The 23,140-nt window shown below is 55.7% G+C and carries 19 protein-coding genes; 10 read left to right on the plus strand and 9 right to left on the minus strand.

Features of this window, described 5'->3' with window-relative positions:
• Nucleotides 1-7 precede the first annotated feature (7 nt).
• Nucleotides 8-886, plus strand: coding sequence for an alpha/beta hydrolase (locus ACYCZJ_RS02875; protein WP_461552719.1), 879 nt, complete (start codon nucleotides 8-10; stop codon nucleotides 884-886).
• On the opposite strand, the gene ACYCZJ_RS02880 is transcribed toward ACYCZJ_RS02875, so the two are convergent.
• Nucleotides 862-1,062 (minus strand): heavy-metal-associated domain-containing protein, encoded by a 201-nt coding sequence (locus tag ACYCZJ_RS02880; protein ID WP_461552720.1) that lies wholly within the window; start codon nucleotides 1,060-1,062, stop codon nucleotides 862-864. The two genes, ACYCZJ_RS02875 and ACYCZJ_RS02880, sit on opposite strands and share 25 nt — an antisense overlap.
• A 270-nt stretch (nucleotides 1,063-1,332) precedes the next feature.
• Between ACYCZJ_RS02880 and ACYCZJ_RS02885 the strand changes: the two genes are divergently transcribed.
• From ACYCZJ_RS02885 to ACYCZJ_RS02900, 4 genes are all read left to right on the plus strand, one after another.
• Entirely contained in the window at nucleotides 1,333-1,992 is a 660-nt protein-coding gene (locus tag ACYCZJ_RS02885) for a hypothetical protein (protein WP_461552721.1), read from the plus strand.
• A 73-nt stretch (nucleotides 1,993-2,065) separates the two neighbouring features.
• Nucleotides 2,066-2,494 (plus strand): hypothetical protein, encoded by a 429-nt coding sequence (locus tag ACYCZJ_RS02890; RefSeq protein WP_461552722.1) that lies wholly within the window; start codon nucleotides 2,066-2,068, stop codon nucleotides 2,492-2,494.
• A gap of 35 nt (nucleotides 2,495-2,529) precedes the next feature.
• Nucleotides 2,530-3,231, plus strand: a complete 702-nt coding sequence (locus tag ACYCZJ_RS02895; protein ID WP_461552723.1) for an SDR family oxidoreductase — start codon at nucleotides 2,530-2,532, stop codon at nucleotides 3,229-3,231.
• Nucleotides 3,232-3,366: 135 nt separating this feature from the next.
• Nucleotides 3,367-4,053 (plus strand): pyroglutamyl-peptidase I, encoded by a 687-nt coding sequence (locus ACYCZJ_RS02900; protein WP_461552724.1) that lies wholly within the window; start codon nucleotides 3,367-3,369, stop codon nucleotides 4,051-4,053.
• A gap of 209 nt (nucleotides 4,054-4,262) precedes the next feature.
• On the opposite strand, the gene ACYCZJ_RS02905 is transcribed toward ACYCZJ_RS02900, so the two are convergent.
• Both ACYCZJ_RS02905 and ACYCZJ_RS02910 read right to left on the minus strand, forming a co-directional pair.
• The gene (locus ACYCZJ_RS02905) at nucleotides 4,263-5,306 is read right to left on the minus strand and encodes a YncE family protein (protein WP_461552725.1); all 1,044 of its coding nucleotides are present in this window, start codon (nucleotides 5,304-5,306) and stop codon (nucleotides 4,263-4,265) included.
• Nucleotides 5,307-5,579: 273 nt separating this feature from the next.
• Complete coding sequence (locus ACYCZJ_RS02910; protein ID WP_461552726.1) at nucleotides 5,580-7,634, minus strand: thioredoxin domain-containing protein; 2,055 nt, start codon at nucleotides 7,632-7,634, stop codon at nucleotides 5,580-5,582.
• A gap of 189 nt (nucleotides 7,635-7,823) precedes the next feature.
• Between ACYCZJ_RS02910 and ACYCZJ_RS02915 the strand changes: the two genes are divergently transcribed.
• Nucleotides 7,824-10,241 (plus strand): heavy metal translocating P-type ATPase, encoded by a 2,418-nt coding sequence (locus ACYCZJ_RS02915; RefSeq protein ID WP_461552727.1) that lies wholly within the window; start codon nucleotides 7,824-7,826, stop codon nucleotides 10,239-10,241.
• A gap of 13 nt (nucleotides 10,242-10,254) precedes the next feature.
• Nucleotides 10,255-10,659 (plus strand): Cu(I)-responsive transcriptional regulator, encoded by a 405-nt coding sequence (gene cueR / locus ACYCZJ_RS02920; RefSeq protein WP_461552728.1) that lies wholly within the window; start codon nucleotides 10,255-10,257, stop codon nucleotides 10,657-10,659.
• 23 nt (nucleotides 10,660-10,682) lie between these two features.
• On the opposite strand, the gene cphA is transcribed toward cueR, so the two are convergent.
• Both cphA and ACYCZJ_RS02930 read right to left on the minus strand, forming a co-directional pair.
• On the minus strand, nucleotides 10,683-13,256 hold the full coding sequence (cphA, locus tag ACYCZJ_RS02925) for a cyanophycin synthetase (RefSeq protein WP_461552729.1): 2,574 nt from the start codon (nucleotides 13,254-13,256) through the stop codon (nucleotides 10,683-10,685).
• 61 nt (nucleotides 13,257-13,317) lie between these two features.
• Nucleotides 13,318-15,498 (minus strand): cyanophycin synthetase, encoded by a 2,181-nt coding sequence (locus ACYCZJ_RS02930; RefSeq protein WP_461552730.1) that lies wholly within the window; start codon nucleotides 15,496-15,498, stop codon nucleotides 13,318-13,320.
• 257 nt (nucleotides 15,499-15,755) lie between these two features.
• Here ACYCZJ_RS02930 and ACYCZJ_RS02935 point away from each other — a divergent pair, with 257 nt between their 5' ends.
• Nucleotides 15,756-18,062, plus strand: coding sequence for a cyanophycin metabolism-associated ABC transporter (locus ACYCZJ_RS02935; RefSeq protein WP_461552731.1), 2,307 nt, complete (start codon nucleotides 15,756-15,758; stop codon nucleotides 18,060-18,062).
• A 17-nt stretch (nucleotides 18,063-18,079) separates the two neighbouring features.
• Nucleotides 18,080-18,544 (plus strand): cyanophycin metabolism-associated DUF1854 family protein, encoded by a 465-nt coding sequence (locus ACYCZJ_RS02940; protein WP_461552732.1) that lies wholly within the window; start codon nucleotides 18,080-18,082, stop codon nucleotides 18,542-18,544.
• 234 nt (nucleotides 18,545-18,778) lie between these two features.
• Here ACYCZJ_RS02940 and ACYCZJ_RS02945 read toward each other — a convergent pair whose 3' ends face one another.
• The 3 genes from ACYCZJ_RS02945 to ACYCZJ_RS02955 form a co-directional block, all read right to left on the minus strand.
• Nucleotides 18,779-19,081, minus strand: coding sequence for a hypothetical protein (locus tag ACYCZJ_RS02945; protein WP_461552733.1), 303 nt, complete (start codon nucleotides 19,079-19,081; stop codon nucleotides 18,779-18,781).
• Between the two features lie 147 nt (nucleotides 19,082-19,228).
• Nucleotides 19,229-19,861, minus strand: a complete 633-nt coding sequence (locus ACYCZJ_RS02950) for a hypothetical protein (protein ID WP_461552734.1) — start codon at nucleotides 19,859-19,861, stop codon at nucleotides 19,229-19,231.
• Nucleotides 19,862-19,973: 112 nt separating this feature from the next.
• Nucleotides 19,974-20,387, minus strand: coding sequence for a hypothetical protein (locus tag ACYCZJ_RS02955; RefSeq protein WP_461552735.1), 414 nt, complete (start codon nucleotides 20,385-20,387; stop codon nucleotides 19,974-19,976).
• A 406-nt stretch (nucleotides 20,388-20,793) separates the two neighbouring features.
• Between ACYCZJ_RS02955 and ACYCZJ_RS02960 the strand changes: the two genes are divergently transcribed.
• Nucleotides 20,794-21,069: a type II toxin-antitoxin system Phd/YefM family antitoxin gene (locus ACYCZJ_RS02960; RefSeq protein WP_461552736.1), complete on the plus strand. Its 276-nt coding sequence runs from the start codon at nucleotides 20,794-20,796 to the stop codon at nucleotides 21,067-21,069.
• A 127-nt stretch (nucleotides 21,070-21,196) separates the two neighbouring features.
• On the opposite strand, the gene htpG is transcribed toward ACYCZJ_RS02960, so the two are convergent.
• Nucleotides 21,197-23,098 carry a molecular chaperone HtpG gene (gene htpG, locus ACYCZJ_RS02965; protein WP_461552737.1) on the minus strand — a complete coding sequence of 634 codons (1,902 nt, stop codon included), beginning with the start codon at nucleotides 23,096-23,098 and terminating at the stop codon, nucleotides 21,197-21,199.
• Nucleotides 23,099-23,140: the final 42 nt, after the last annotated feature.

Here is a 23,140-nt window from a genome sequence, read left to right on the forward strand (position 1 = left end):
GACTTTCATGTCGCTCTCATCGATAGTATGGGTGCTGCTGGCAATCGTGATTGCCATTGCAGGGTTGAACTGGTTGATTCGGTACTGCCTGCGCGCGCCGCGCATCCCAGAGCAGGGTTCACCTGCGCAACACGGCCTGACTTACCAAACGGTCTCTATCCCGACTGTGCGCAACAAACAATTATTCGGCTGGTACATTCCCGCAATCGATAAGCCACCCGCGCCGGCAGTGGTCGTGCTGCATGGCTGGGGAAGTAACGCCGAGATGATGTTGCCGGTAGCGATGCCATTGCATCAGGCGGGATATGCCGTGCTGTTGTTCGATGCGCGCTGTCATGGACGCAGCGATGACGACAACTTTGCTTCGCTGCCACGTTTTGCCGAAGACCTGGATTGCGCGCTGGCGTGGTTGGTACAGCAATCGGGAGTGGATGCGGAAAAAATTGCCGTGCTCGGACACTCGGTTGGCGCCGGCGCGGTGCTGCTGGCGGCATCACGCCGCAAAGATCTGGCGGCTGTGATCAGCGTTGCAGCGTTTTCGCACCCAGCCAACATGATGCGGCGCTTCCTGGCCGCCCGTCATGTGCCCTACCTGCCGTTCGGCTGGTATGTCTTACGCTACGTACAACACATCATCGGCCATCGTTTCGATGCTATCGCACCGTGCCATACCATTACTCAAATTCTTTGTCCGGTGCTGCTGGTCCACGGCAGCGAAGACACCACTATCCCGGTCAGCGAGGCACTTGAAATCCATGCGCAACGTCGCAGCGACGTCGTGAAATTGCTGATCCTGCCGGGTGAACATGATTCCTCCGCTGAACTGGAACGCCACGCCGACAAATTGCTGGCGTTCCTGAATCATGCGACCAGAACCGGAGTATAGCCCGCCTCGGTAATCGCATCCTGCAGCGCCTGTTGCTGGGTGCTGCCGTCAATGCGCACACTGTGATTGGGGATATCAATGGCGACCTTGGCTTTCGCATCCACCGCAGCGACCGCTTTGGTAATGACGCCAGCACAGTGTCCGCAGGTCATGTCATCAACTTTGAATTCAATCATGGTTTACTCCGACTATATTGGTTGGTAAGTTTGTAATATAAACCTTCCGTGCATAGGAAGGTCAAGCTGCGCGGAATTAGAAACCGAGGTTGGTACCGCCTTGTAGCATTGTCGACCTCTTAAATATGAATATACGGGCACAGAAATTCCAATTTCATTGTGCATCAAGCAATTGCGGTGGCATTATTAACATCCAGCATATTATTTATTGGCCAGTCGCAAGCGTCAGGCCAATAACTACTAGGCATCCAAGCCGTCAGAGGTGCACGATTGAAAATTGAATTTGATCTACTCGCCAATGCTGCTGACTCGATCTCGCAAGCCATAGAGCTATTGGCTTGGCAAGATGAATCAAATGACGCCAGGCGCCTAAAGCAAGCGGTTTTGGCTGTCGCTCATGGCGTGGAACTTTTACTTAAAGAACGGCTTCGGAAAGTTCACCCAGTTTTGATTTGGGAAAACGTTGATAAGTTTCCTAGCCTGAGTGCGAGAACGGTAACAGTAGATGTCGCCCTTAGCCGCTTATGTAAGATAGGAGGGCTCGTATTCCTAGAAGATGACGCCGACCTGATCAAGTCGCTGAGAGATACTCGGAATGCCATAGAACATTACGCGTGGAGCACTACGAAAAAAGAGGCTGATAGAATCGTCGGTCAGGCTTTAGGGTTTGCTCTTCATTTTGCAAAAGATGAATTGGGTCACGATTTTTTTGGTTATGACACGCGGAAGGACGACACATTTGATCTGTTGCTGGAATCCAATCCAGAATTCGCAAAATCCTTCCGTGAGCGGTACGAAAACCGTGCTCAGGCTGTGGGTGAATCGAATTTCCTTTGTGACTATTGTCATGCGCTTGCGGTAAATCCATCAACGGGAGCGTGCAAGCTCTGCGGACACTGGAATGACGTAGCCGATGACTTACCGTTCTAAGGCGCCCACCCCATCATTCCAATGGACTTGTACGGAAAATCCGTAGGCCAGTTAATTCAATATTAAACCTATCATGCTCCACGTCACTAAGCTTCTTACTCGCCTGACGCGCTATATCTGGGCAGCACCGTGTTCCATAGTTGGCTTGGCACTCGCATTGCCAATGACCCTTGTCGGCGCTCGATACAAAAAAGTTTTTGGCGTGCTGGAAGTTGCGTTGTCGCAACAAGATAAACCCGGTGCATATCTGTTACAGAAGTTACCATTTTGTGCCATCACTTTTGGTCATGTTGTCATCGGTCTATCTGAGCACCATCTTGAATGTTTACGTGCCCATGAGCATGAACACGTCAGGCAATATGAGCGTTGGGGTTTATTGTTCTTCCTGGCTTATCCGGCCTCAAGTCTTTATCAATGGGTACGCGGAAACAACGCGTATTGGAATAATTGGTTTGAAGTGCAAGCGCGACTCAGCGCTGATCAAGCTAAATATAGAGCCTGAAATTGTGTTAATACATTTTCTTTGGGGGAGACACCGTGTTCAAAAACAAAAAAATTGTGGTTGTGGGCGGTAGCTCCGGGATTGGTTATGCAGTGGCACAAAAGGCGTTGAATTTGGGCGCTCAGGTTGTTATCGCCTCTCGATCCAAAGAGAGACTTTGTTCGGCAGCGAAAAAACTTGGCGATGTTGTTCAGATGGAAGTGGTTGACGCTTCGGACGAAGAGTCCGTCGCAGCGTTTTTTCAGCGTGTGGGTAATTTCGACCATTTGGCTATAACGATTAAACCGCATTTACCTGCGCAACAGTTTCTCGAAAATGAAATGAATGCGGTTATGGCCGCCTTTGATACCAAATTCTGGGGGCAGTATCGGCTGGCAAAGCATGGGGTTAAATATATCCAAAAAAATGGCTCTATCACATTTACTTCAGGCATTGCTTCGCGTCGTAGCTATCCTGGCTACTCGGCAGTGAGTGCAATCAATGCTGCAACAGAAGCACTTGCCAAAGCAATTGCTATCGAGCTTGCTCCTATTAGGGTCAACACAGTGTGTCCGGGTTTTATAGAGACCGAGCCACCAACATCTGGACGAGCCGGTCACATCAAGGTTTTGTCACCTGGTTTGCCCTTAAATCGCCTTGGTTTAGCAAATGAAATTGCCGAGGCCTATCTGTACTTGTTTGCTAACGCATATACCACTGGCACAGTGATGGTGGTCGATGGGGGTGCAATCTGCTGATCGTCGTCTTATTCATCGCCAGGCAGTCAGGGGATTGTAGGGTTGAGTAGATCTCAAGGTGAATATCAGAAAATAAATTGCTTTGGCAGTCATACCTAATTAATAAGTAGCAGAGTGAGAAAAGAGGTTTGTCGCATGAAACACAACAAGGCTATTTTAGTGACAGGATTTGAACCCAACGACGATGGGTTGAATGCCTCAAAAATCCTGGTTGAGTCGCTACGCGATGATCCACCGGATACGCTTTTGAGTATCAGCCAGCCTGTTCACTATTTGATCCTGCCATCAAGCACCAGTCAGCTCCGCACCGTCATCCTGGAACATATATCGCGGTACAAACCGGCCTATTGCATCTTTACCGGCCAGGCTCCCGGCAGAAACAAAGTCACTCTTGAGCGGCTGGCAACCAATCTCAAGGATTTCGGCTCACCCGATGGAGAGGGTAATCAACCGCATGGCGACTGTATCGAAGCAGACGGCAATGCTGCTTACTGGAGCAATCTTCCTCATCAGGAACGGCTTGTTGAGCGACTCAATGACAATGGTATTCCTGCGGCTTTTTCTAACCACGGCGGGAATCATCTCTGCAATCAAATTTTTTACCATGGGCTGCATCATGCACATACAGAAGGATTGAACTTGAAGTGCGGTTTCATGCATATACCAGCGTTACCTATCCAGGCACAAAAGCAATGGCTGGCTACGCCGTTTATCCCACTCAGCATGGCGCGCGACGCATTGGCTTTAGTTCTGGCTGCATTGGCGGATATTGCCCAGATTGATTTAATCCAGACAAGCGCGGATAGCACGCATGTTGATTAACACCATCGCTGGTGTGACTCATGGAATCCAATCGTTATTAAGTGCGACTGAGAAAAGCTCAAGGAAATTGACGGTCAGGCCGGAGAACGGATAATCGAGGCGCTGAAAGACATCGCGCCCGATCTTCGCCCGCTACACGGTCGAGTTTCCTTTAGTCTCTAGAGGGTGTCGGTCTGATTTAGCCAGTGGTGCTTGAACTAATTCTTGGTTCAATGAGCCAACACCCAACGGTTGCTGGCGACATTAGGCATGCGCTTGAGCACCTTGCCAGTGTGTAAATTGACCACGACGGATTCGCGACGATTTTCAATGGTGGTGATGGCCTGACCAGCATTTGGCATCATGGCCAGTCCGCTAAGCTTGTTGGGTCCGGTCTTGCCTCCCGACACCTTGACTTGCCCTAAATAGGTCGGATCGGCTGCCGAGAAGCGCAGGATGTGGCCAGAAAAACCAGCGGCGTAGACTGTGTTTTGATCCGGGCTCACTGCCAGTTGCATGAAGCCTGCGGTGGCAGCGGGAATCTTGCTGTAGGTAAAATCGGGATCCACTTCGTTGGTAGCCATTCTGTAAATATGATTGGTCTCGGGTTTATAAGCGCTCATCACGCCGCTCTTTATGTCCGCAGAAAAAAGCACGCCATGTGCCCATGCCAGATCTCCCGTATGACCAATGGGAATTTCCTGCAAGGTATGGCCGGTCGCCGGGTCGATGTCGGCGATAGTTTTATTCATGTTGCCGCCTATATATAAGTGGCTCCCATCCGTATTGAATGCCATGGCGTTGCCGCCAACCGCTACCTGAAAGCGCAGGGTGTCGTCACTGGTTGAATAGGCAGCGAGGGCCTTGCCTGAGAGCACGTAAACCGTGTTGTGATCGGGAGATACGATTGCGACCCGTCCACCCGGAATGCTGTTGAAATGGCGTATGAGCTTGCCGGTACGAAGATCAAGGATGTTGGTCACACCTTCGACGGTAGGTACGAAAAGCTGTTGGTTACTTGAATCGGCTGCGACGTAAAAGCTGTTTCCAGCAGGTGTCCCGGCCTGGCCGAAACTGACTACCTGGACAGCGCCATGGGGCAAATGCATCATGGTCAGTTTGCCTGGCCCAGCGCCCTTTGGCGGCGCTGGAAACGCCCCAGCCAGGACGTGTGACGAAACTGTATCTGCATTATTTTGTGCGTAGGCTGCTGATACGCCAGCTGCAATTAGGCCGGCGAACAACAGGCTGGAAAACTGTAAGGTTCTTTTCATTTTTTAATGCTCCTTGAGACAAGAATTCGAGATGCAGATGGACTTCCGCCATTAAGTGCGTGAAAAGATCACGTTCGTGAATGAAACGGATGCAATGTGAGGGAGATTTTCTCTCGCATCAGTACGATGCGCACGCTGTCAGTTAGTTCCCGACCTTAAAAGTATCCAAAATATCAAGGATGTGGATTGATACTCGTTTTCTTTTCATGAGAGAAGATTGGAATCCAAAAACATATTTGTAATATGTTCTTTGCGTCTTCTTTTTCACTTCTGTCAGCCTGTGGATTCATTCGTTTGAAAACATTGATCCAGCAAGTCTTGGCAAGCGAAGAGTGGCGGTAAACATTGTGTTCCCTGACAGATATAGGCGCTGATACCTGGCGACAGCGGCTTCGCCAGCGCCTCCGGCAGTCCGGCCAGCTCGCCTTCCAGCGCCAGAATCAGCTTATCCGGCGCATAGTGCCGGAACAGTTGGCGGCGCCAGTCGCCGCTCTGCCCCGGCGCGCTGCGCAGGATAATGATTTGCGGCGGGGTGAGATGTTCCTGCAAGGTCATCAACAGGCTGGTGTAGCCCGATGGCTGGTGCATCAGCGCAGGATAATAAAGCGCCAGCGTGCGTTCGGCGGCATCGAGGTAACGCACTTCCCCCAGCAGATAGCCGAGGCGCTGCAGGGCGAAGGCGGCGATGCCGTTGCCCGACGGCATGGCATTGTCATGGCCGGGTTTGGGGCGATGGATGAGCTGTTCGTGGTCGTGGCTGGTGAAGAAGAATCCGCCCGCCTGGCTATCCTCGAATTGTTTCAGCAGTACGTCGGCGAGTGCGCGCGCAAATTCCAGATCAGCCAGGCGGAACTGCGCCTGCAGCAATTCCAGCAAGGCGTCGAGCATGAATGCGTAGTCGTCCAGATAGGCATTCAGATGTGCCTTGCCGTCCTTGCACGTCGCCAGCAGACGACCGTTCTGCCACATGTCGGTATGGATGAAATCGACTGCCCGCTGCGCCGAGGTAATCCACGCCGGTTCGTCCAGTATTCTCCCGGCGCGCGCCATGCCTTTGATCATCAGCGCGTTCCAGCTCACCAGGGTTTTTTCGTCGCGCCCTGGGCGCACCCGGCTGGCGCGCGCGGCAAACAGTTTTTGTTGCGCACTGGCGAGCAGGGGCTCAACGCGCTCCAACGGCTGCTGGCACGCCTCTGCAATGGCGGACAAAGGCTGGGCAACAATCAGGTTCCAGTGCTTGTTCTCGAAATTTGGCGGCTGATCCAGCCCATAGTAGGGCATGGCAATGGCGTATTCCTCCTCGCTCAACAGGCTGCGAACCTGTTCCGGCGTCCACACGTAAAACTTGCCTTCTTCGTGTTCGGAATCTGCGTCCAGGCTGGAATAGTAGCCGCCCTGCGGCGCCTGCATCTCGCGCATTACCCAGCCTGCGATGCCGTGCACCACGCGCTGGAACGAAGCCTCGCCGGTCAGCACACAGGCATCGGTGTACAGCGCCAGCAGCGGGCCATTGTCGTAGAGCATTTTTTCGAAGTGGGGGATGGCCCAGCGCTCGTCCACACTGTAGCGGCAGAAGCCACCGCCCAACTGGTCATAAATGCCGCCGTCGGCCATTTTGCGCAGGGTATGCAGCGCCATGTGGCGCGCGTTGGGGTCGCCGCCGCGTGCGGCATGCCTGAGCAGAAATTCCATATCGGTCGGGCGCGGAAATTTTGGCGCGTTGCCAAAGCCACCGTAAACAGCGTCAAAAGATTGCTGCAAGGCGCTGCAGGCATCGTCCAGCGGTGTTGTGCTGAAGCTGGGTTGACCCTGGGGGCTGGTGGGCAGAGTAGTGTCAAACGCTTGCAGCAGCGAGGCATTCTGGGTGGCGATATCCTCCTGGCGGGTACGGTAGATTTCGGTCACGCGCTCCATCAAGGATATAAAGCCGGGCAGATTGTGGCGCGCCTGTTTGGGGAAATAGGTGCCGCCGAAAAACGGTGTTTGATCCGGTGTCAGAAACAGTGTGAGTGGCCAGCCGCCGTTGCGTTGAGTCAGCATGTAATGGGCGGTCTGATAAATGTGGTCGAGGTCGGGGCGCTCTTCGCGATCCACTTTGATATTGATGAAATGTTCATTCATGACCGCTGCGACTTCGGCATCTTCGAACGATTCATGCGCCATCACATGGCACCAGTGGCAAGCGGAATAGCCGACCGACAGCAGGATCGGCTTATTCTGCTCGCGTGCAAGACGCAGCGCCTCTTCGCTCCACGGATACCAATCGACGGGATTTTCGGCATGCTGTTGTAAATAGGGGCTGGTTTGCTGGGCAAGTCGATTAGTCATGATGAATTGGATATTTGGGTTTGATTAAGGCGAGTTGATGCGGGTGCAGCAAACAAAATGCTTTTTTTATATTAGTCGAATCGTTCCAATTTGACAGTATGGCTGTTTTATCAGGTAGTCGAAATAACTAGACTTTCCTATTATGGTAAGGTTTAACATGGTTGTAACCGTCATTAACAGGAGTCAGCCATGCCAGCGACAAGCCCGGTTCAACAGACCACGCAGGTACAACGACTGAAAATTACCGGCATGACCTGCGCCTCATGCGTGGCACGGGTGGAGAAAAGTTTACGTAAAGTACCCGGCGTCAATGACGTCAGTGTGAATCTCGCCACGGAGCAAGCCAGTATCACGGCCAATACGGATGTTTCCACAACCGATCTGGTGGCGGCAATACAGCAAGCCGGGTACGACATCGCTGTGCAGGAAATCAATCTTGGTATTCTGGGTATGACCTGCGCATCGTGCGTAGGGCGGCTGGAAAAAGCGCTGAGCAAGATCCCGGGGGTGCGCTCTGTATCCGTGAATCTGGCGACCGAGCAGGCACGTATCGAGGTCAATGCAGGGACGCCGCCGGAATCATTGCAGCAGGCTGTGCATGATGCCGGTTATGAGGTGGCGGCTTCAGTCGAGAGTGCGAGCACACAGACACCACAATCCCGATTGCCGGAATGGTGGCCGGTGGCGCTGTCGGCTGCATTGAGCTTGCCGCTGATTGCGCAGATGTTCGGCTTGCTATTCGGGCAGCACTGGGCTTTGCCCGGATGGGTGCAATGGGCGCTGGCGACGCCGGTGCAATTCTGGCTCGGCGGGCGTTTCTATCGTGCGGGATGGAAGGCAGTCAAGGCGGGTGCCGGCAACATGGATTTGCTGGTGGCGCTGGGGACCTCGGCAGCGTATGGACTGTCGGTTTATCTGCTGTTTGTGCCGGCTGGTCATATGCAACACCTGTATTTTGAGGCATCCGCCGTGGTGATCACGCTGGTGTTGCTGGGTAAATGGCTGGAAACTCGCGCCAAGCGCGAGACTGCCGCCGCCATTCGCGCATTGCAGGCGCTGCGCCCGGATACCGCACGAGTGCGCCGCGATGGCAAGGAAGTCGAAGTCGCGGTGGCGAGCGTGCAGGTCGGCGACCTGGTCGTGGTGCGTCCGGGCGAGCGTATCGCCGTGGATGGTGCGATACGCGAAGGCCACAGCGAGGTGGACGAATCGCTGATCACCGGCGAGAGCCTGCCGCTCAGCAAAGGCCCCGATGCCCATGTCACCGGCGGCTCGGTGAATGGCGACGGTCTGCTGCTGGTGGAAACCCTGGTGGTGGGTGCGGAAACCACGCTGGCGCGCATCATCCGCATGGTGGAAAACGCACAGGCAGCCAAGGCGCCGATTCAGCGACTGGTGGACAAGGTGAGCGAGGTGTTTGTGCCGGTGGTGCTGGTCATCGCGCTGGTCACCTTGCTGGGCTGGGGCTTTACCACGGGTGACTGGCAACAGGCATTGCTGAACGCGGTTGCGGTACTGGTCATCGCCTGTCCGTGCGCGCTGGGTCTGGCAACGCCGACGGCCATCATGGTCGGCACGGGCATTGCTGCGCGTTATGGCATCCTGATCAAGGACGCCGAAGCGCTGGAAGTGGCGCATGCAGTGCGTTGCGTGGTGTTCGACAAGACGGGCACGCTGACCATGGGCCATCCCGATATGGTTGCACTGGAGCCGGCAACGGGGAGCGCTGATGACATGTTGCGTCTGGCCGCCGCGGTACAGCAGGGCAGCGAACATCCGCTGGCACGGGCAGTCATGCGCGCGGTGACCGGGAAAAATCTGGATTTGACCAGCGCGAGCGGGGTCAAAGCGTTGCCAGGACTGGGAATAGAAGCGCAGATTGACGGCGCTACTTTATCGCTGGGGAGTAGCCGTCTGATGCAGAATCTGGGTATCGATATGACACCGCTTGCAGCCAGTGCGGCGCGCCACGAACAAGCCGGGCGTAGCGTGTCCTGGTTGGCACAGAGTAAGGACGGGCAGGGTGCATTACTTGCGCTGCTGGCATTTGGCGACACCATCAAGCCTTCAGCACAGGCAGCGGTTGCGCAGTTGCGCGCACAGCATGTGCGTACGGTCATGCTCACCGGCGACAATAAAGGCAGTGCCGAGGCGGTGGCGCGCGCCTTGGGCATAGATGAATTCAAAGCCGAAATCCTGCCTGCCGACAAGGCGCAGGCGATAAGCGATTTGAAAGCCGGCGGCACCATTGTGGCGATGGTCGGCGACGGGATCAACGATGCGCCGGCGCTGGCTGCTGCGGATGTGGGTATCGCCATGGCCACCGGCACCGATGTGGCCATGCATACCGCCGGCGTCACATTGATGCGTGGCGACCCCCGGCTTGTAGCGGATACGCTCGATATTTCGCGCAGGACTTATCGTAAAATCCGGCAGAATCTGTTCTGGGCATTTATCTATAACCTGGTCGGTATCCCGCTGGCGGCATTCGGCCTGCTCAATCCGGTCATCGCCGGGGCGGCCATGGCGTTCAGCAGTTTCAGCGTGGTGTCCAATGCGTTGTTGCTGCGGCGCTGGCGGCCGGCCGGACAGCACAACCAGGATTAATTGGAGGCAGAATATGGATTCCATATCCACCAATATCGGTGGTGCCGCGCAAGCTTCGGGTGTTTCGGCCAAGATGATTCGCCATTATGAGGCGATCGGATTAATCACCAAACCTGCGCGTACTTTTTCAAATTACCGTACTTATTCAGAGCGCGATATCCACACCCTGCGTTTTATCAAACAGGCGCGCAAACTTGGTTTTTCCATGAAGCAGATTTCCGTGCTGCTTAGTCTGTGGCAAAACCGTGAACGGCCCAGCCGCGAAGTAAAAAGCGTCGCACTGCAACACATTCAGGAACTGGATGAAAAAATTGCAGAAATGCAGGCCATGAAAGCGACGCTGGAACGCCTCGTCAAGCACTGCCGCGGTGACGAGCGCCCGGACTGCCCGATACTCGATGGGCTGGCTGCACCGTAACAGCTACAGACGGCCTCGCTGGATCAGTGCAGCTCGGCGATGCGCTGCGCAATATGCGCCAGCGCCTCGTCCACCTGATCGATCAGGATCAGGCATAAATCGTCAGGCTTGAGACGTGCCAGCGCATTATCGATAGCGGGAAATTCGCCGTTGATTGCATCGATACTGACCGCACGTTTCGCATCGGCCAGGCCTTCACGCAGCAGGGCCAGCACTTCACCGTCGGCGCGGCCGCGCTGGCACTGATCCTGATACAGGATGACTTCATCAAACGCATCGCCCAGAATTTTTGTCTGCTGACGGATATCCTCATCGCGCCGGTCGCCTGCGCCGCTAATCACTACCAGGCGGCGTTTGGCCGACATGGTTTCGATGGCGCTCACCAACGCGAGGATGGCATCCGGATTGTGGCCGTAATCGGCAATCAGGGTTGCGCCGCGATAATCGAACATGTTGAAGCGCCCGGGCGCGGTTGCAGCATCGTTGATGAAGCTGCCCAGTCCGGTGCAGATCATCTCCCAGGAAATACCCAGGCTCCAGGCGGCGGCGATGGCGGCCATTGCATTTTCTATCTGGAAGCTGATGCTGCCATTGCGAGTGAGCGGGATATCCGTAAAAGGAATCCTGCATTCAAAATGGCCTTGCGCAGCAACAATGGTATTGTCGTTAACGAAGACGGCGCGATGGCCTTGCGCGCGATGTGTAGCAATCACCGGGTGGAGCAAATCACGGGCAAAAAATATAACCGAGCCGGGACAGTATGCGGCCATCTGCACCACCATCGGATCGGCTGCATTGAGAACGGCCGTGCCGTTGGGGGTGACATTTTGCACAATGACGCGCTTGACCACGGCAAGGTCTTCCACCGTGGTGATGTAATTGAGGCCGAGATGATCACCCATGCCGATATTCGTCACGACTGCGACATCGCAATAGTCGAATGCCAGTCCCTCGCGGAGTACGCCCCCACGGGCGGTTTCGAATACGGCGGCATCGACATCCGGATGCAGCAGCACGTTGCGGGCGCTTTTCGGTCCGCTGCAGTCACCTGTATCGATACGGCGTTTTTCAATGTAAATACCGTCCGAGTTGGTCATGCCAACACGCTTGCCGCTGAGTGTAAGCAGGTGGGCAATCAGGCGCACTGTGGTGGTTTTACCATTGGTACCCGCAACAGCCACCAGTGGGATACGGCCGTTATCGCCGTCCGGGAATATCGACGCGATAATGGCCTCACCGACGGGGCGGCCCTTGCCGAACGACGGGTAGAGGTGCATGCGCAAACCGGGTGCGGCATTGGCTTCAACAATACCACCGCCCTGTTCCTCGAGCGGCTTATGTACGCTTTCACAGACGACGTCGACACCACAGATGTCGAGCCCTATCATCTGTGCTGCTTCCACAGCCCGGGCCGCAACTTCCGGATGGACATCGTCGGTTACGTCGGTAGCGCTGCCTCCGGTACTCAGGTTGGCATTGGTACGCAGCGTGACGCGCTCCCCAATAGTGGGGACAGAGTTTGCATCCATGCCCTGGACAGCCAGACGTGCCATGGCGATATCGTCCAGATGAATCTTGCTCAACGAAGTTGCATGCCCCTCGCTACGGCGCGGATCGCTGTTGATCTGATCGACAAGTTCTTTCACATTATGGATGCCATCGCCGATCACATGCGGCGGTTCGCGCCGCGCAGCGGCAATCACGTGTTTGCCGACGACAAACAGGCGATGATCATGACCGGGAATGAAACGCTCCACCATGACTTCATCGCTGATTTCAGCGGCGGCAGCATAGGCGATTTCAAGATGGTCACGGGCAACGATATTGACGGTGACGCCTTTGCCCTGGTTACCGTCGCGCGGTTTGACCACCACCGGTAGTCCGATGTCACAGGCGGCAGCCCAGGCATCGCCAGGGTTGGATACGGTGCGGCCAACGGGTACCGGGACACCGGCTGCCTGCAGCAGCTTTTTGGTGAGTTCCTTATCCTGCGCGATGGATTCCGCAATGGCGCTGGTGTGATCGGTTTCGGCAGCCTGGATACGGCGTTGACGGCTGCCCCAGCCGAACTGTACCAGACTGCCATCGGTCAGGCGGCGATAGGGAATGCCGCGCGTGACTGCGGCCTGGACGATGGCACCGGTACTGGGCCCGAGGCGGACATCCTCATCCAGCTCCCGCAATTGCGTCAGGGCAGCGGCGAGATCGAAGGGCAATTGTTGAGCTGCGGCGCGGCAAAGTGTCTCGGCGAGTTCGAAAGCGAGACGTCCAACCGCTTCCTCGGTATATTCGACAACGACCTGATAAAGGCCGGGCTCCAGCGTAGGCGCAATATGCGTAAAGGTCACCGGACAACCCGCCTGAGCCTGCAATCCAAGGGCGGCGAAGGCGATAGCATGCGCGACTGAAATCTCGTTGTCGGCTCCTAAGGAACGTAATGCGCCAATCTCCGGGAAGCGCGCCCGCAGTTGTGCCTCCAGACCGGACTTTTGCGCGCTATGGCACTCTTCGGAAGCACATCGGACCAGTGCTTCAAGGCTGGTATGCCTGCTCCACAAGTTGGGGCCGCGCAGTGCGCGGATGCGTTTCACTTCCATGGACCGGTGTTCCTTCAGTTTTGGGCGTTCTTCGACGCCGTTTAATGATTTGTGTGATGGATCAGAACAGCGGTTTAACCGGCTGCCCCATTTCAAATGTCTCAATCCCTGCGTGGATCAGTTCCGGTGCAATGCCGAGTGCCAGCGCCGCGCCAATCGCCGCCAGCAGGCTGACCGTATGCTGGTTCGGTTGCCCGGGTCGGGTCAGTGGCAACACCGCCAGACTGGCAAAATCAATTTCGTTCGGGCCGCTTGCCAGGATGATTTGTCCGTTGCGCGCAAATACTGCCCGGCCCCCTTTTGACCGGTGCCCGGTGATGGCAGGTTGATGCGGGTCCAGCCCGAAGTAAATCACTGCCCCGTCGCACAGGGAGGCCATTTCCACTACCCGCGCATCGTCTGCATTGAGTATGCCGACACCATCGGATAGCACCACATCCATCTGTGTGCGCAACACGTTGTAGAGTTGCTCGGGTTCGCTGATATAGAACTCCCCAAGGGTGTCGGCGCCGCTGACCTCGGTCACCACGCCAACCTGGCAACGGTCGTAGGGCAACCCTTCGCGCAGGATGGCGGTTGCCGGATGCTCGAACACGGCCGCTTCGACAGCACGGTTCATGAGCAGCCGCTGGCCGGTTTGCCATGTGCTGCAATCACCCCGCTCGACTTGGCGCTGATTCATGTACAGCCCGTCGCTGCAGGCAAGCCCGACATAACGGCCGGAAAGGTGTAGCAGTGATGCGACCAGTCGGGCGATCAGGGTTCCATTGGCGCCGCTGATACCGACCACGGGGATACGGCCATTTTCAGACTGCGGAATCAGATGGTCGACAATGGCACGACCGACCGGACGTGGTTTGCCTTGCACGGGTTTGAGGTGCATGAGCAAGCCCGGGCCCGCATTCACTTCCACGATAGCGCCACGTTGCTGATCGAGCGGACGCGCAATATCCTCGGCCACGAGATCGACGCCAGCCACATCCAGGCCGACAATACGGGCGGCGAGGGTGGCCATTGCGGAAACCTCCGGATGGACTGAGTCGGTGACGTCAATGGCGACATTGCCGTTACGCTGGACCAGGATTTCCTGACCAGCCGCTGGAATCGACTCGGGGTTAAGGCCCTGGCGCGCGAGTTCCAGACGGATTGCCGGTTCTTCGTCAATGAGGATGATGCTGAGAGGGAAATCTTCGGCGATGCCGCGGCGTGGATCGGTATTCAACTGCGTGTCGATGAGTTCGGTGATGGTTGAATGGCCATTGCCTTTTACCCATATCATTTCACCGCGCGCGGCCGCGACCAGACGTCCTCCTACCACCAGCAAACGATGCTCGTGCCCGGGTATGTGGCGTTCAACAATTACTTTGCGGCTTTCCGCCCGGGCAACTGCATAGGCGGCCTCAACATGAGCCTGCGTCATCAGATCAAGCGATACGCCGCGTCCGTGATTGGCGTCCACCGGCTTGACTGCTACCGGCAGACCGATATCTTCGGCTGCTTCCCAGGCATCCTGCGGGCTGTCGACAATGCGCCCTTCGGGTACCGGTACGCCACATGAACCCAGCAGGCTTTTGGTGAGATCCTTGTCACTCGCGATTGATTCGGCAATGGCCGCTGTCTGGTCGGTTTCTGCAGTCCAGATACGGCGCTGGCGCGCACCGTATCCGAGCTGCACAAGATTACCGTCGGTCAGACGGATAGAAGGAATGTGACTCTCGGTTGCTGCATCGACAATGCAGGCGGTGCTGGGTCCCAGGCAAAGCGTGTCGGCCAGGTTGCGTAATCGCGTTATCGTGACGGCCATATCGAAAGGGCGATCTTCGATGGCGGCCATCAGCAAGTCGCGTGCATCCTGCAGGCAGGCGCGGCCCACCTGTTCGTTGCGGGTGCGTACGGCAACTTTATATACGCCGCGCACCGGGGTTTCACGTGCCTTTCCAAAGCCGACTTTCATCCCGGCCAGATTCTGCAGTTCCAGCGTGATATGTTCCAGAATATGGGCCGGCCAGGTGCCTTCACGCAGCCGTTGCAGAAAACCGCCACGCTCACCTACGCCGCAGCGGTGCTCAATCAGGCCGGGTAACCACGCCGTCAGCCGTTCGTACAAACCGGGAATGGTATTGGAAGGGCAATCTTCGAGATCGCCGATGTCGACCCAGGCTTCCAGTACCGGGCGATAAGTCCATATGTTCGGGCCGGACAGATGGGTAATGCGGAGGAACCGAATGTCTTTGTTTTTCATGTCCGGGTGATATGGTCGGATTCAGGCCGTTTTTGGGTGAGTCCGGCCAGTTTATTCTCTAGGCTAGGATATAATTTACGGTTTCGGCATCAGCAGGCCATCAGGCGATTGCTGCGTCCGGAATTTTAATAGTTTAAACGTTTATTGTGTTCTACTCGACCAAACATGGCGCCAACCCAGCGTGCGCATAAAGCGCAACCTATTTTGCTAGCGTACCAGCCTTATCACCGTGATTAACGTTCCAGTGTACTTTTACGATGACAAGCCGATCACAAAATGTGACTTCCATGCAAACCATGCCGCCTGAACGCTGGCGCGACGATATCGCTGCGATGCTGACCAGCACGGAAAAGGTCTTGGCGTGGATGGAACTTGATCTCGATACCCGGCTACGGTTTTCGCAAGGTCTTATTGTTGTCACCAATCTGCGGATACTAGCCAGCTCCGGTGGAGCGGGTCCATGGGATAGCTGGCCTTATCGTGCCGGGCTGATGCTTGCTTACCATGATCATGCCGGTGTTGGCACCCTTGAGTTGCGGGATGATCAAGGGCGTCTGGCACGCTGGCGCTACACCCTGGCACGCAATTTGGCTGCATTGCATTTGATCGCCGAATTCGAGTTACAGCTTACTAGCTATCTATCCGGCCAGCCGGTCGAACGGGAAGTTGTGGCGCTTTGTCCCAACTGCAAGGCGGCGCTCGAACCGGGCCAGGGTGAATGCGCTATCTGTGCCAAAGCCACGCATGTGCCGCCATCAACCTGGACGCTGTTCCGCTTATGGCGTTTTGCCAAACCCTACCGGATTCAATTGCTGGCAGGATTTGTATTGGCGCTCGCATCGACTGCGGCGACCCTGGTGCCCCCCTATCTGACCATGCCGCTGATGGATAACGTGCTGATTCCTTACCAGAATGGTGCGCGAATTGATGTGCATCTGGTTGCGCTGTATCTTGCCGGGCTGTTTGGTTCGGCGCTGCTCGCCTGGGGCTTGGGCTGGGCGCGCACTTATATTCTGGCGCGAGTCAGCGAGCGTATCGGTGCCGATTTGCGCACCGCGACTTATGAACACCTGATGCAACTTTCGCTGGAATACTTCGGCGCCAAGCGCACCGGTGATTTGATGGCACGCATTGGTTCGGAGACCGATCGTATCTGCGTGTTTCTGTCGCTGCACCTGCTGGATTTTGCCACCGATGTCCTGATGATCATCATGACCACGGCGATTCTGGTTTCGATCAACCCGTGGCTGGCATTGGTAACGCTGGTGCCGTTGCCGTTCATCGCGTGGATGATCCATCTGGTACGCGACAGGTTACGCACCGGCTTCGAGAAGATCGACCGCGTCTGGTCAGAAGTCACCAACATTCTTGCCGATACAATTCCCGGCGTGCGCGTGGTCAAGGCTTTCGCCCAGGAAAAACGTGAAGCGGCACGTTTCCGCGAAGCCAACAAACATAATCTGATTGTCAACGATCGTATCAACAAGATCTGGTCGCTATTCTCGCCGACCGTGACCCTGCTGACAGAAATTGGTCTGCTGGTGGTATGGGCATTCGGTATCTGGCAGGTTTCCAATAATCAGATCACGGTGGGCGTGCTGACCGCTTTTCTGGCCTATATCAGCCGCTTCTACACCCGGCTTGACGGCATGAGCCGCATCGTCTCGGTAACGCAGAAAGCCGCCGCCGGGTCCAAACGTATTTTCGATATCCTCGATCATGTGTCCAGCGTTCCCGAGCCGGCCAAACCCGTGCATCTGGAGCAGGTGGCCGGCAGCATCGAACTGCAGGACGTGGGTTTCCGCTACGGCAACCGCGCGGTGATTCGCGGCGTCAATCTCGCCATCGCACCCGGCGAGATGATCGGACTGGTAGGGCATAGCGGGTCGGGCAAGAGCACGCTGGTCAATCTCATCTGCCGTTTCTATGATGTGACCGAAGGCTCGATACGTCTGGAAGGCGTGGATATCCGTTCTCTGCCGGTGGCCGAATTCCGGCGCAACATCGGCCTGGTACTGCAGGAGCCGTTCCTGTTCTTCGGCACCATTGCCGAGAATATCGCCTACGGCAAACAGGATGCCTCGCGCGACCAGATCATTGCCGCAGCGCGCGCCGCCCATGCCCACGAATTCATTCTACGGCTGCCGCAAGGCTACGATTCATTGGTCGGCGAGCGTGGCCACGGGCTGTCCGGCGGCGAGCGCCAGCGCATCTCGATTGCCCGGGCGCTGCTCATCGACCCGCGCATACTCATCCTCGACGAAGCCACTTCCTCGGTGGATACCGAAACCGAAAAGGAAATCCAGAAGGCGCTGGACAATCTGGTGCTCGGGCGCACCACGATCGCCATCGCCCATCGCTTATCCACCTTGCGTCGTGCCGACCGGCTGGTGGTCATGGATCGCGGCCAGATTGTCGAGGTGGGCAAGCACGAAGATCTGATGGCCCGCGAAGGTGCCTACTATCGTCTGTATCAGGCCCAGGCACGTAACGTGGATACCGATCTGGACGATGTGGATGAAGATAACGCAATCGTGGTGAGCGATGGATTGGCCAAATCATGATACCTGCAGGAGACCGCATGTTCGATTTCAGCATAAGCCGCAATCCCTTCGGTCAGCTGGTTCTCACCGCGGCCGATGGCAATGTCCATGAAAATGTGGTGCCGGTACGGGCATTTCCCATCGCCGCACCGGAGGAAGGCATCAGCTTGTTGAGTTCGGAGGGTCACGAACTGGCATGGATAACGCAGCTGGCTGATTTACCAGAGGACGCACGCATGCTGGTGGAAGAAGAGCTGGCCAGCCGAGAATTCGTGCCCGAAATTCGCCGGTTGCAACATGTCTCCAGCTTTGCCACACCATCGACATGGGCGGTGGAAACAGACCGCGGCGATACCAGTTTCGTGCTGAAAGGCGAGGACGATATTCGCCGGCTCGGCGCATCCAGCCTGCTGATCGCAGACAGCCACGGCATCCAATTCCTGATTCGCGACCTGAATGCTCTGGACAAGGCCAGCCGCAAACTGCTTGACCGGTTTCTCTGACAGGTTGCGCAAAACACTCCTTTCCCCTTCACTAGGGGAGGGCTGGGGAGAGGGAACCTGCTATATGAACCGGCATCGAGCGTGACGCCAGCCACAAAAATAGGCAAGAGTTTCAAGCGGCCAGGAAATACAAGATACGAGACGCGACCTTTGGTGCTCATGCCAACATTCGCGAACGTCCGGCTCCGACCCGGAACAGCCAGTCGATCTTTTCCAAAGCGGACACCCATCCCATCAGTGCTGTATTACTTCGTTTAGGCGCCACTGAGCCGCCTCACGAAGCTGCTTATTGCTGAATAGTGACTCAAACTGAGGCTCAAGCATGATGAATTCAACTGACAAATCCAATCGGCCCATTTTGGCCAGCCTTTTGAAACCGGCTTGTAGCACTCCAGACGTCACGAGTTTCTCTGTGACATGAGCAGCACTAGCATTAGCTAGCATTCCCTCAAAGTCGCTCGGGTGATACCCAAGTCGATGGCATTCAAGAAGCGCGGCTCTAATTCTGGCCTCGAAGTCATTTTCCAACTGGCTCATTGCCTCTCCTTTACTCGAAAACCTTTGAACTCAAGGACGGAAGGTTGCCCCAACTAGGGGTCAGATCACAAAACGGAAAAATCGTACATGGAGTCGGTTTGCGGGGTACTTGTGGAAGTATAGGCTGGGCTGCTTAACATGGATATTTCACCGACCATAGGTCCAAAGTACCATGTCTATTTTGCGTGGTGTCCAGGCTGTCGTACCAAACTGGCGATTGTTATCCTCTGCTTTTCGCTTGAGAATGCCGTTGAGAAGGACGCCATTAGCGACACTCAGATTTTCCGGCTTCATCTTGGAAAGAGCCTCCGCCTCGGGGAGACCGCCGACCTGCCAGAGGGCCTTAACCACAAACTGGTCGACGGTGGCGAAGTGTTCGGGGTACATCAGCGCCAGCAATCCCGATGCACCGGCCGTTCCTAACCCTCGTATCTTCTTCGCGGTTTTCAGCCCTACGTGAACCTCGTTGAGGTCTAGGTTGAGGAGTTGTTGTCGAAGATTATCCAATTCATCCAATTCGTGACCGTCGACGTACCTTCTGAGCTGGATAGTGGTAGTAGCGTAGCGATACGGAGCGGTGTATTTCCAGCGGAAGTACTCATCGTGGAGAAAATCGTACCAACCTTGTGGGCTGAGGCTTTGAAGTCTTCGCACGTCCAATGCTTCGAATGCCTGCTCCAGTTCGATGTTCCGAGGCTGAACAAACTGCCAATAGCGCTGAAGGGCTTGTTCCCACACCAGTGGGTCAGTCGAGCGCCATAGCTCAGTGATTTTCATCATGCGATTTCCTTGGACAATTGCTTAATCCCCACTTGCTGTGAGCCGCTCTCCTATTGTTGGCGCAGCCGATTATCCTATCGCGGTGCAACGGCTCTGAGCTGGTCTTTCTATTTCAGGGAGTTACTGCCCCAACTGTTCGATTGAAGTTTAGTGCTGCGTCCCATGAGTTCGGCTGGCAACCAAATATGTTGTCACACCAAACGCTGACTATGAATTGATATTTCCCGCCGCCCATTGGTTCTTTCGTTACACGAGCCGCAATACTCGGAGTGCTATCAGTTGCGTTGTAGGTCTCGATTAGTACGTTAGTGGCTGTTTGAATCTTGAAGGCAGCGTTATGGATTACCCAAAGTTGAGCTGCTTCCCATTTTGCGTTGCAGTCTTTTTCATCTGTGCAAATCGGAATGGTACGATTAAACTCTGCTTGTTTGGCAAGCATCTCTGGTGATTGATTTGTGGCACATCCTGTTAACGCTATAAGCGTCGCTGACAACATCAGATTTCTCATGGATACAATCAATTTCATGTCATGACTCCCTTTTAACATTATGGCTGCATAATGCGTTGAATATTTTTGATATGCAACGATCTTGATTGTCCGCCTTCCTAATATCATCACCAATAGCGCTGACAGGCGAACGCCCGCTCCTGGCACATACCGGCCCCACCCTCGACCTCCTCGCAGTCCTCAGTAGCATATCCCGGATACCCATAAAAGGGCGTCTCTACGCGTCCTTTTTTTATTCTGCTGCGCTGATTACATCGCCCGCCACAGCTGGTTCAGCCGCCGCACGAAAGCCGCCGGGTCTTCCAGACTGCGCCAACTCCGTGGTCTCTGTGGTCTCTGTGGCTTCAACTGCTTTTCTGGGTTGATTTTAAGTAGGCTGGTCTATACCCTGGTCTACAGTAAGTTCGCCTTGCAGGAGAAAGTCATGAAGATCGAAATTGGTTTGTATGAAGCAAAAACAAAGCTCGCTGAATTGCTGCGTCAGGTCAAAGCCGGCAAAAGCTTTACCATCACCAATCGCGGAGAAGCTATTGCAGATTTGGTACCTAGCGCGGGCGTCAGAGTGAAGGACAAAGTTGCGGCGGCAGACAAGCTCAAGGCTTCATGCTGGCCGATCCGGTGCAGGGTGTGGGCATCAAAAAACTCAGTGAAGCTGGGCGTGCGTGAACCTCTCCCGGGTGACCATGCATTGGTTTTTTAACAAACAGTGAAGGTTAATAGCTGATACCGGCCCCACCCTTCAAGTCTTCGCTGTCTTCAGCAGCATATCCCGCACACCAATGAAAAAGGGCGCCTCTACGCGCCCTGTTTCATTGGTTTGTACAAGATTACATCGCCAGCCACAACCCGTTCAACCGTCGCACAAAAGCTGCCGGGTCTTCCAGCTGGCCGCCTTCGGCCAGCAGCGCCTGATCGAACAGGATGGCGCTCCAGTCGCTGAATTTGTCGCTGTCGGCCTGGTCCTTGAGGCGCTGCACCAGGGCGTGCCTGGGGTTGATTTCCAGGATGGGTTTACTGCCCGGCACGTTTTGTCCTGCCGCCTTGAGCAGGCGTTCCAGATTGCCTCCCATGTCGTGTTCGCCCGCCACCAGGCAGGCCGGGGATGTCGTCAGGCGGTGCGTGACGCGCACTTCCTTGACCTGTTCGCCCAGCGCTTCCTTGATCTTGTCGGTGAGGTCCTTGAAGGCGTCGGCTTGCTGCGCCTGTTCCTGTTTCTCTTCCTCGTCCGCCAGCTTGCCCAGATCGAGGTCGCCCTTGGCCACGGATTGCAGTTTCTTGCCGTCGAACTCGGTCAGGTGGGAAATCATCCATTCGTCCACGCGATCGGCAAGCAACAGCACTTCCACGCCCTTGGCGCGGAAAATTTCCAGGTGCGGGCTATTTTTGGCGGCGGCGAAGCTGTCGGCAGTGACGAAGTAAATCGCGTCCTGGCCTTCCTTTATGCGGCTGATGTAGTCGGCCAGTGAGACGCTTTGTTCCTCGCTGTCGTTGTGCGTGGAAGAGAAGCGGATCAACTTGGCGATGCGATCCTTGTTGGCGAAATCCTCGCCCACACCTTCCTTGATGACGCGGCCGAACTCCTTCCAGAAAGCGGCGTATTTTTCCGGCTGGTTTTGGGCCAGGTCTTCCAGCATGCCGAGCACTTTCTTCACCGAGCCGCCGCGTATGGCTTCGATGTCCTTGCTCTCCTGCAGTATTTCGCGCGATACGTTGAGCGGCAGGTCATTGGAGTCGATCACGCCGCGCACGAAGCGCAGGTAGGTCGGCATCAGCTGCTTGGCGTCGTCCATGATGAACACGCGCCGCACGTAGAGCTTGATGCCGTGGCGCTGCTCGCGGTCCCACAGATCGAACGGGGCGTGTGCGGGGATATACAGCAGCTGGGTGTATTCCTGTTTGCCTTCCACCTTGGCATGTATATAGGCCAGCGGCGCTTCATAATCGTGCGCCACATGCTTGTAGAATTCTTCGTACTGTTCCGGCGTGATTTCGCTCTTGGGACGGGCCCACAGCGCGGAGGCCTGATTAATGGCTTCTTCCTCGTCCTTGACCACGGTTTCTTTTTTCTCCGCGTCCCACTCTTCCTTTTTCATCACGATGGGCAGGGTGATATGGTCGGAATATTTGCGGATGATGGATTGCAGTTTGTAGCTGGACAGCAGTTCATCCTCGTCTGCGCGCAGATGCAGGATAACGTCAGTGCCGCGGCCGGATTTTTCCACGGTTTCCAGCGTGTAGTCGCCTTCGCCTGCGGATTCCCACTGCACCGCATGCTCGGCACCCAGCCCGGCGCGGCGCGTGATCAGGGTAACCTTATCGGCAACCAGGAAGGCGGAATAGAAGCCCACGCCGAACTGGCCGATCAGGTGGGAGTCTTTGGCCTGGTCGCCGGATAAGGCATCGAAAAACTGGCGTGTGCCGGATTTGGCAATGGTGCCGATATGCTCGATCACCTCTTGGCGGTTCATGCCGATACCGTTGTCGGAAATGGTGACGGTACGGGCATCCTTGTCGAAAGCGATACGAATCCTGAGCTCCGGGTCGTTTTCCCAAAGCGCGTCGTCCGACAGCGCTTCGAAGCGCAGCTTGTCGGCTGCGTCGGAAGCATTGGAAATCAGTTCGCGCAGGAAAATTTCCTTGTTGCTGTACAGCGAGTGGATCATCAGGTTCAGCAACTGCTTGACTTCAGCCTGGAAGCCAAGGGTTTCCTTGTGTGCCTCTACGGTCATGGTGTGGATTCTCCGGTTAGTAGGGTAAAAAAGCTGGTAATC

The organism is Sulfuriferula sp. (assembly GCF_054605375.1).

Bases quoted from the DNA above. Each gene is read 5' to 3' on its own strand.
- ACYCZJ_RS02905 (WP_461552725.1), bottom strand. From the start codon at position 5,306: ATGAAAAGAACCTTACAGTTTTCCAGCCTGTTGTTCGCCGGCCTAATT.
- ACYCZJ_RS02950 (WP_461552734.1), bottom strand. From the start codon at position 19,861: ATGATGAAAATCACTGAGCTATGGCGCTCGACTGACCCACTGGTGTGG.
- ACYCZJ_RS02875 (WP_461552719.1), top strand. From the start codon at position 8: ATGTCGCTCTCATCGATAGTATGGGTGCTGCTGGCAATCGTGATTGCC.
- htpG (WP_461552737.1), bottom strand. From the start codon at position 23,098: ATGACCGTAGAGGCACACAAGGAAACCCTTGGCTTCCAGGCTGAAGTC.
- ACYCZJ_RS02955 (WP_461552735.1), bottom strand. From the start codon at position 20,387: ATGAAATTGATTGTATCCATGAGAAATCTGATGTTGTCAGCGACGCTT.
- ACYCZJ_RS02930 (WP_461552730.1), bottom strand. From the start codon at position 15,498: ATGAAAAACAAAGACATTCGGTTCCTCCGCATTACCCATCTGTCCGGC.
- ACYCZJ_RS02960 (WP_461552736.1), top strand. From the start codon at position 20,794: ATGAAGATCGAAATTGGTTTGTATGAAGCAAAAACAAAGCTCGCTGAA.
- ACYCZJ_RS02935 (WP_461552731.1), top strand. From the start codon at position 15,756: ATGACAAGCCGATCACAAAATGTGACTTCCATGCAAACCATGCCGCCT.
- cphA (WP_461552729.1), bottom strand. From the start codon at position 13,256: ATGGAAGTGAAACGCATCCGCGCACTGCGCGGCCCCAACTTGTGGAGC.
- cueR (WP_461552728.1), top strand. From the start codon at position 10,255: ATGGATTCCATATCCACCAATATCGGTGGTGCCGCGCAAGCTTCGGGT.
- ACYCZJ_RS02890 (WP_461552722.1), top strand. From the start codon at position 2,066: ATGCTCCACGTCACTAAGCTTCTTACTCGCCTGACGCGCTATATCTGG.
- ACYCZJ_RS02910 (WP_461552726.1), bottom strand. From the start codon at position 7,634: ATGACTAATCGACTTGCCCAGCAAACCAGCCCCTATTTACAACAGCAT.
- ACYCZJ_RS02900 (WP_461552724.1), top strand. From the start codon at position 3,367: ATGAAACACAACAAGGCTATTTTAGTGACAGGATTTGAACCCAACGAC.
- ACYCZJ_RS02945 (WP_461552733.1), bottom strand. From the start codon at position 19,081: ATGAGCCAGTTGGAAAATGACTTCGAGGCCAGAATTAGAGCCGCGCTT.
- ACYCZJ_RS02915 (WP_461552727.1), top strand. From the start codon at position 7,824: ATGCCAGCGACAAGCCCGGTTCAACAGACCACGCAGGTACAACGACTG.
- ACYCZJ_RS02940 (WP_461552732.1), top strand. From the start codon at position 18,080: ATGTTCGATTTCAGCATAAGCCGCAATCCCTTCGGTCAGCTGGTTCTC.
- ACYCZJ_RS02880 (WP_461552720.1), bottom strand. From the start codon at position 1,062: ATGATTGAATTCAAAGTTGATGACATGACCTGCGGACACTGTGCTGGC.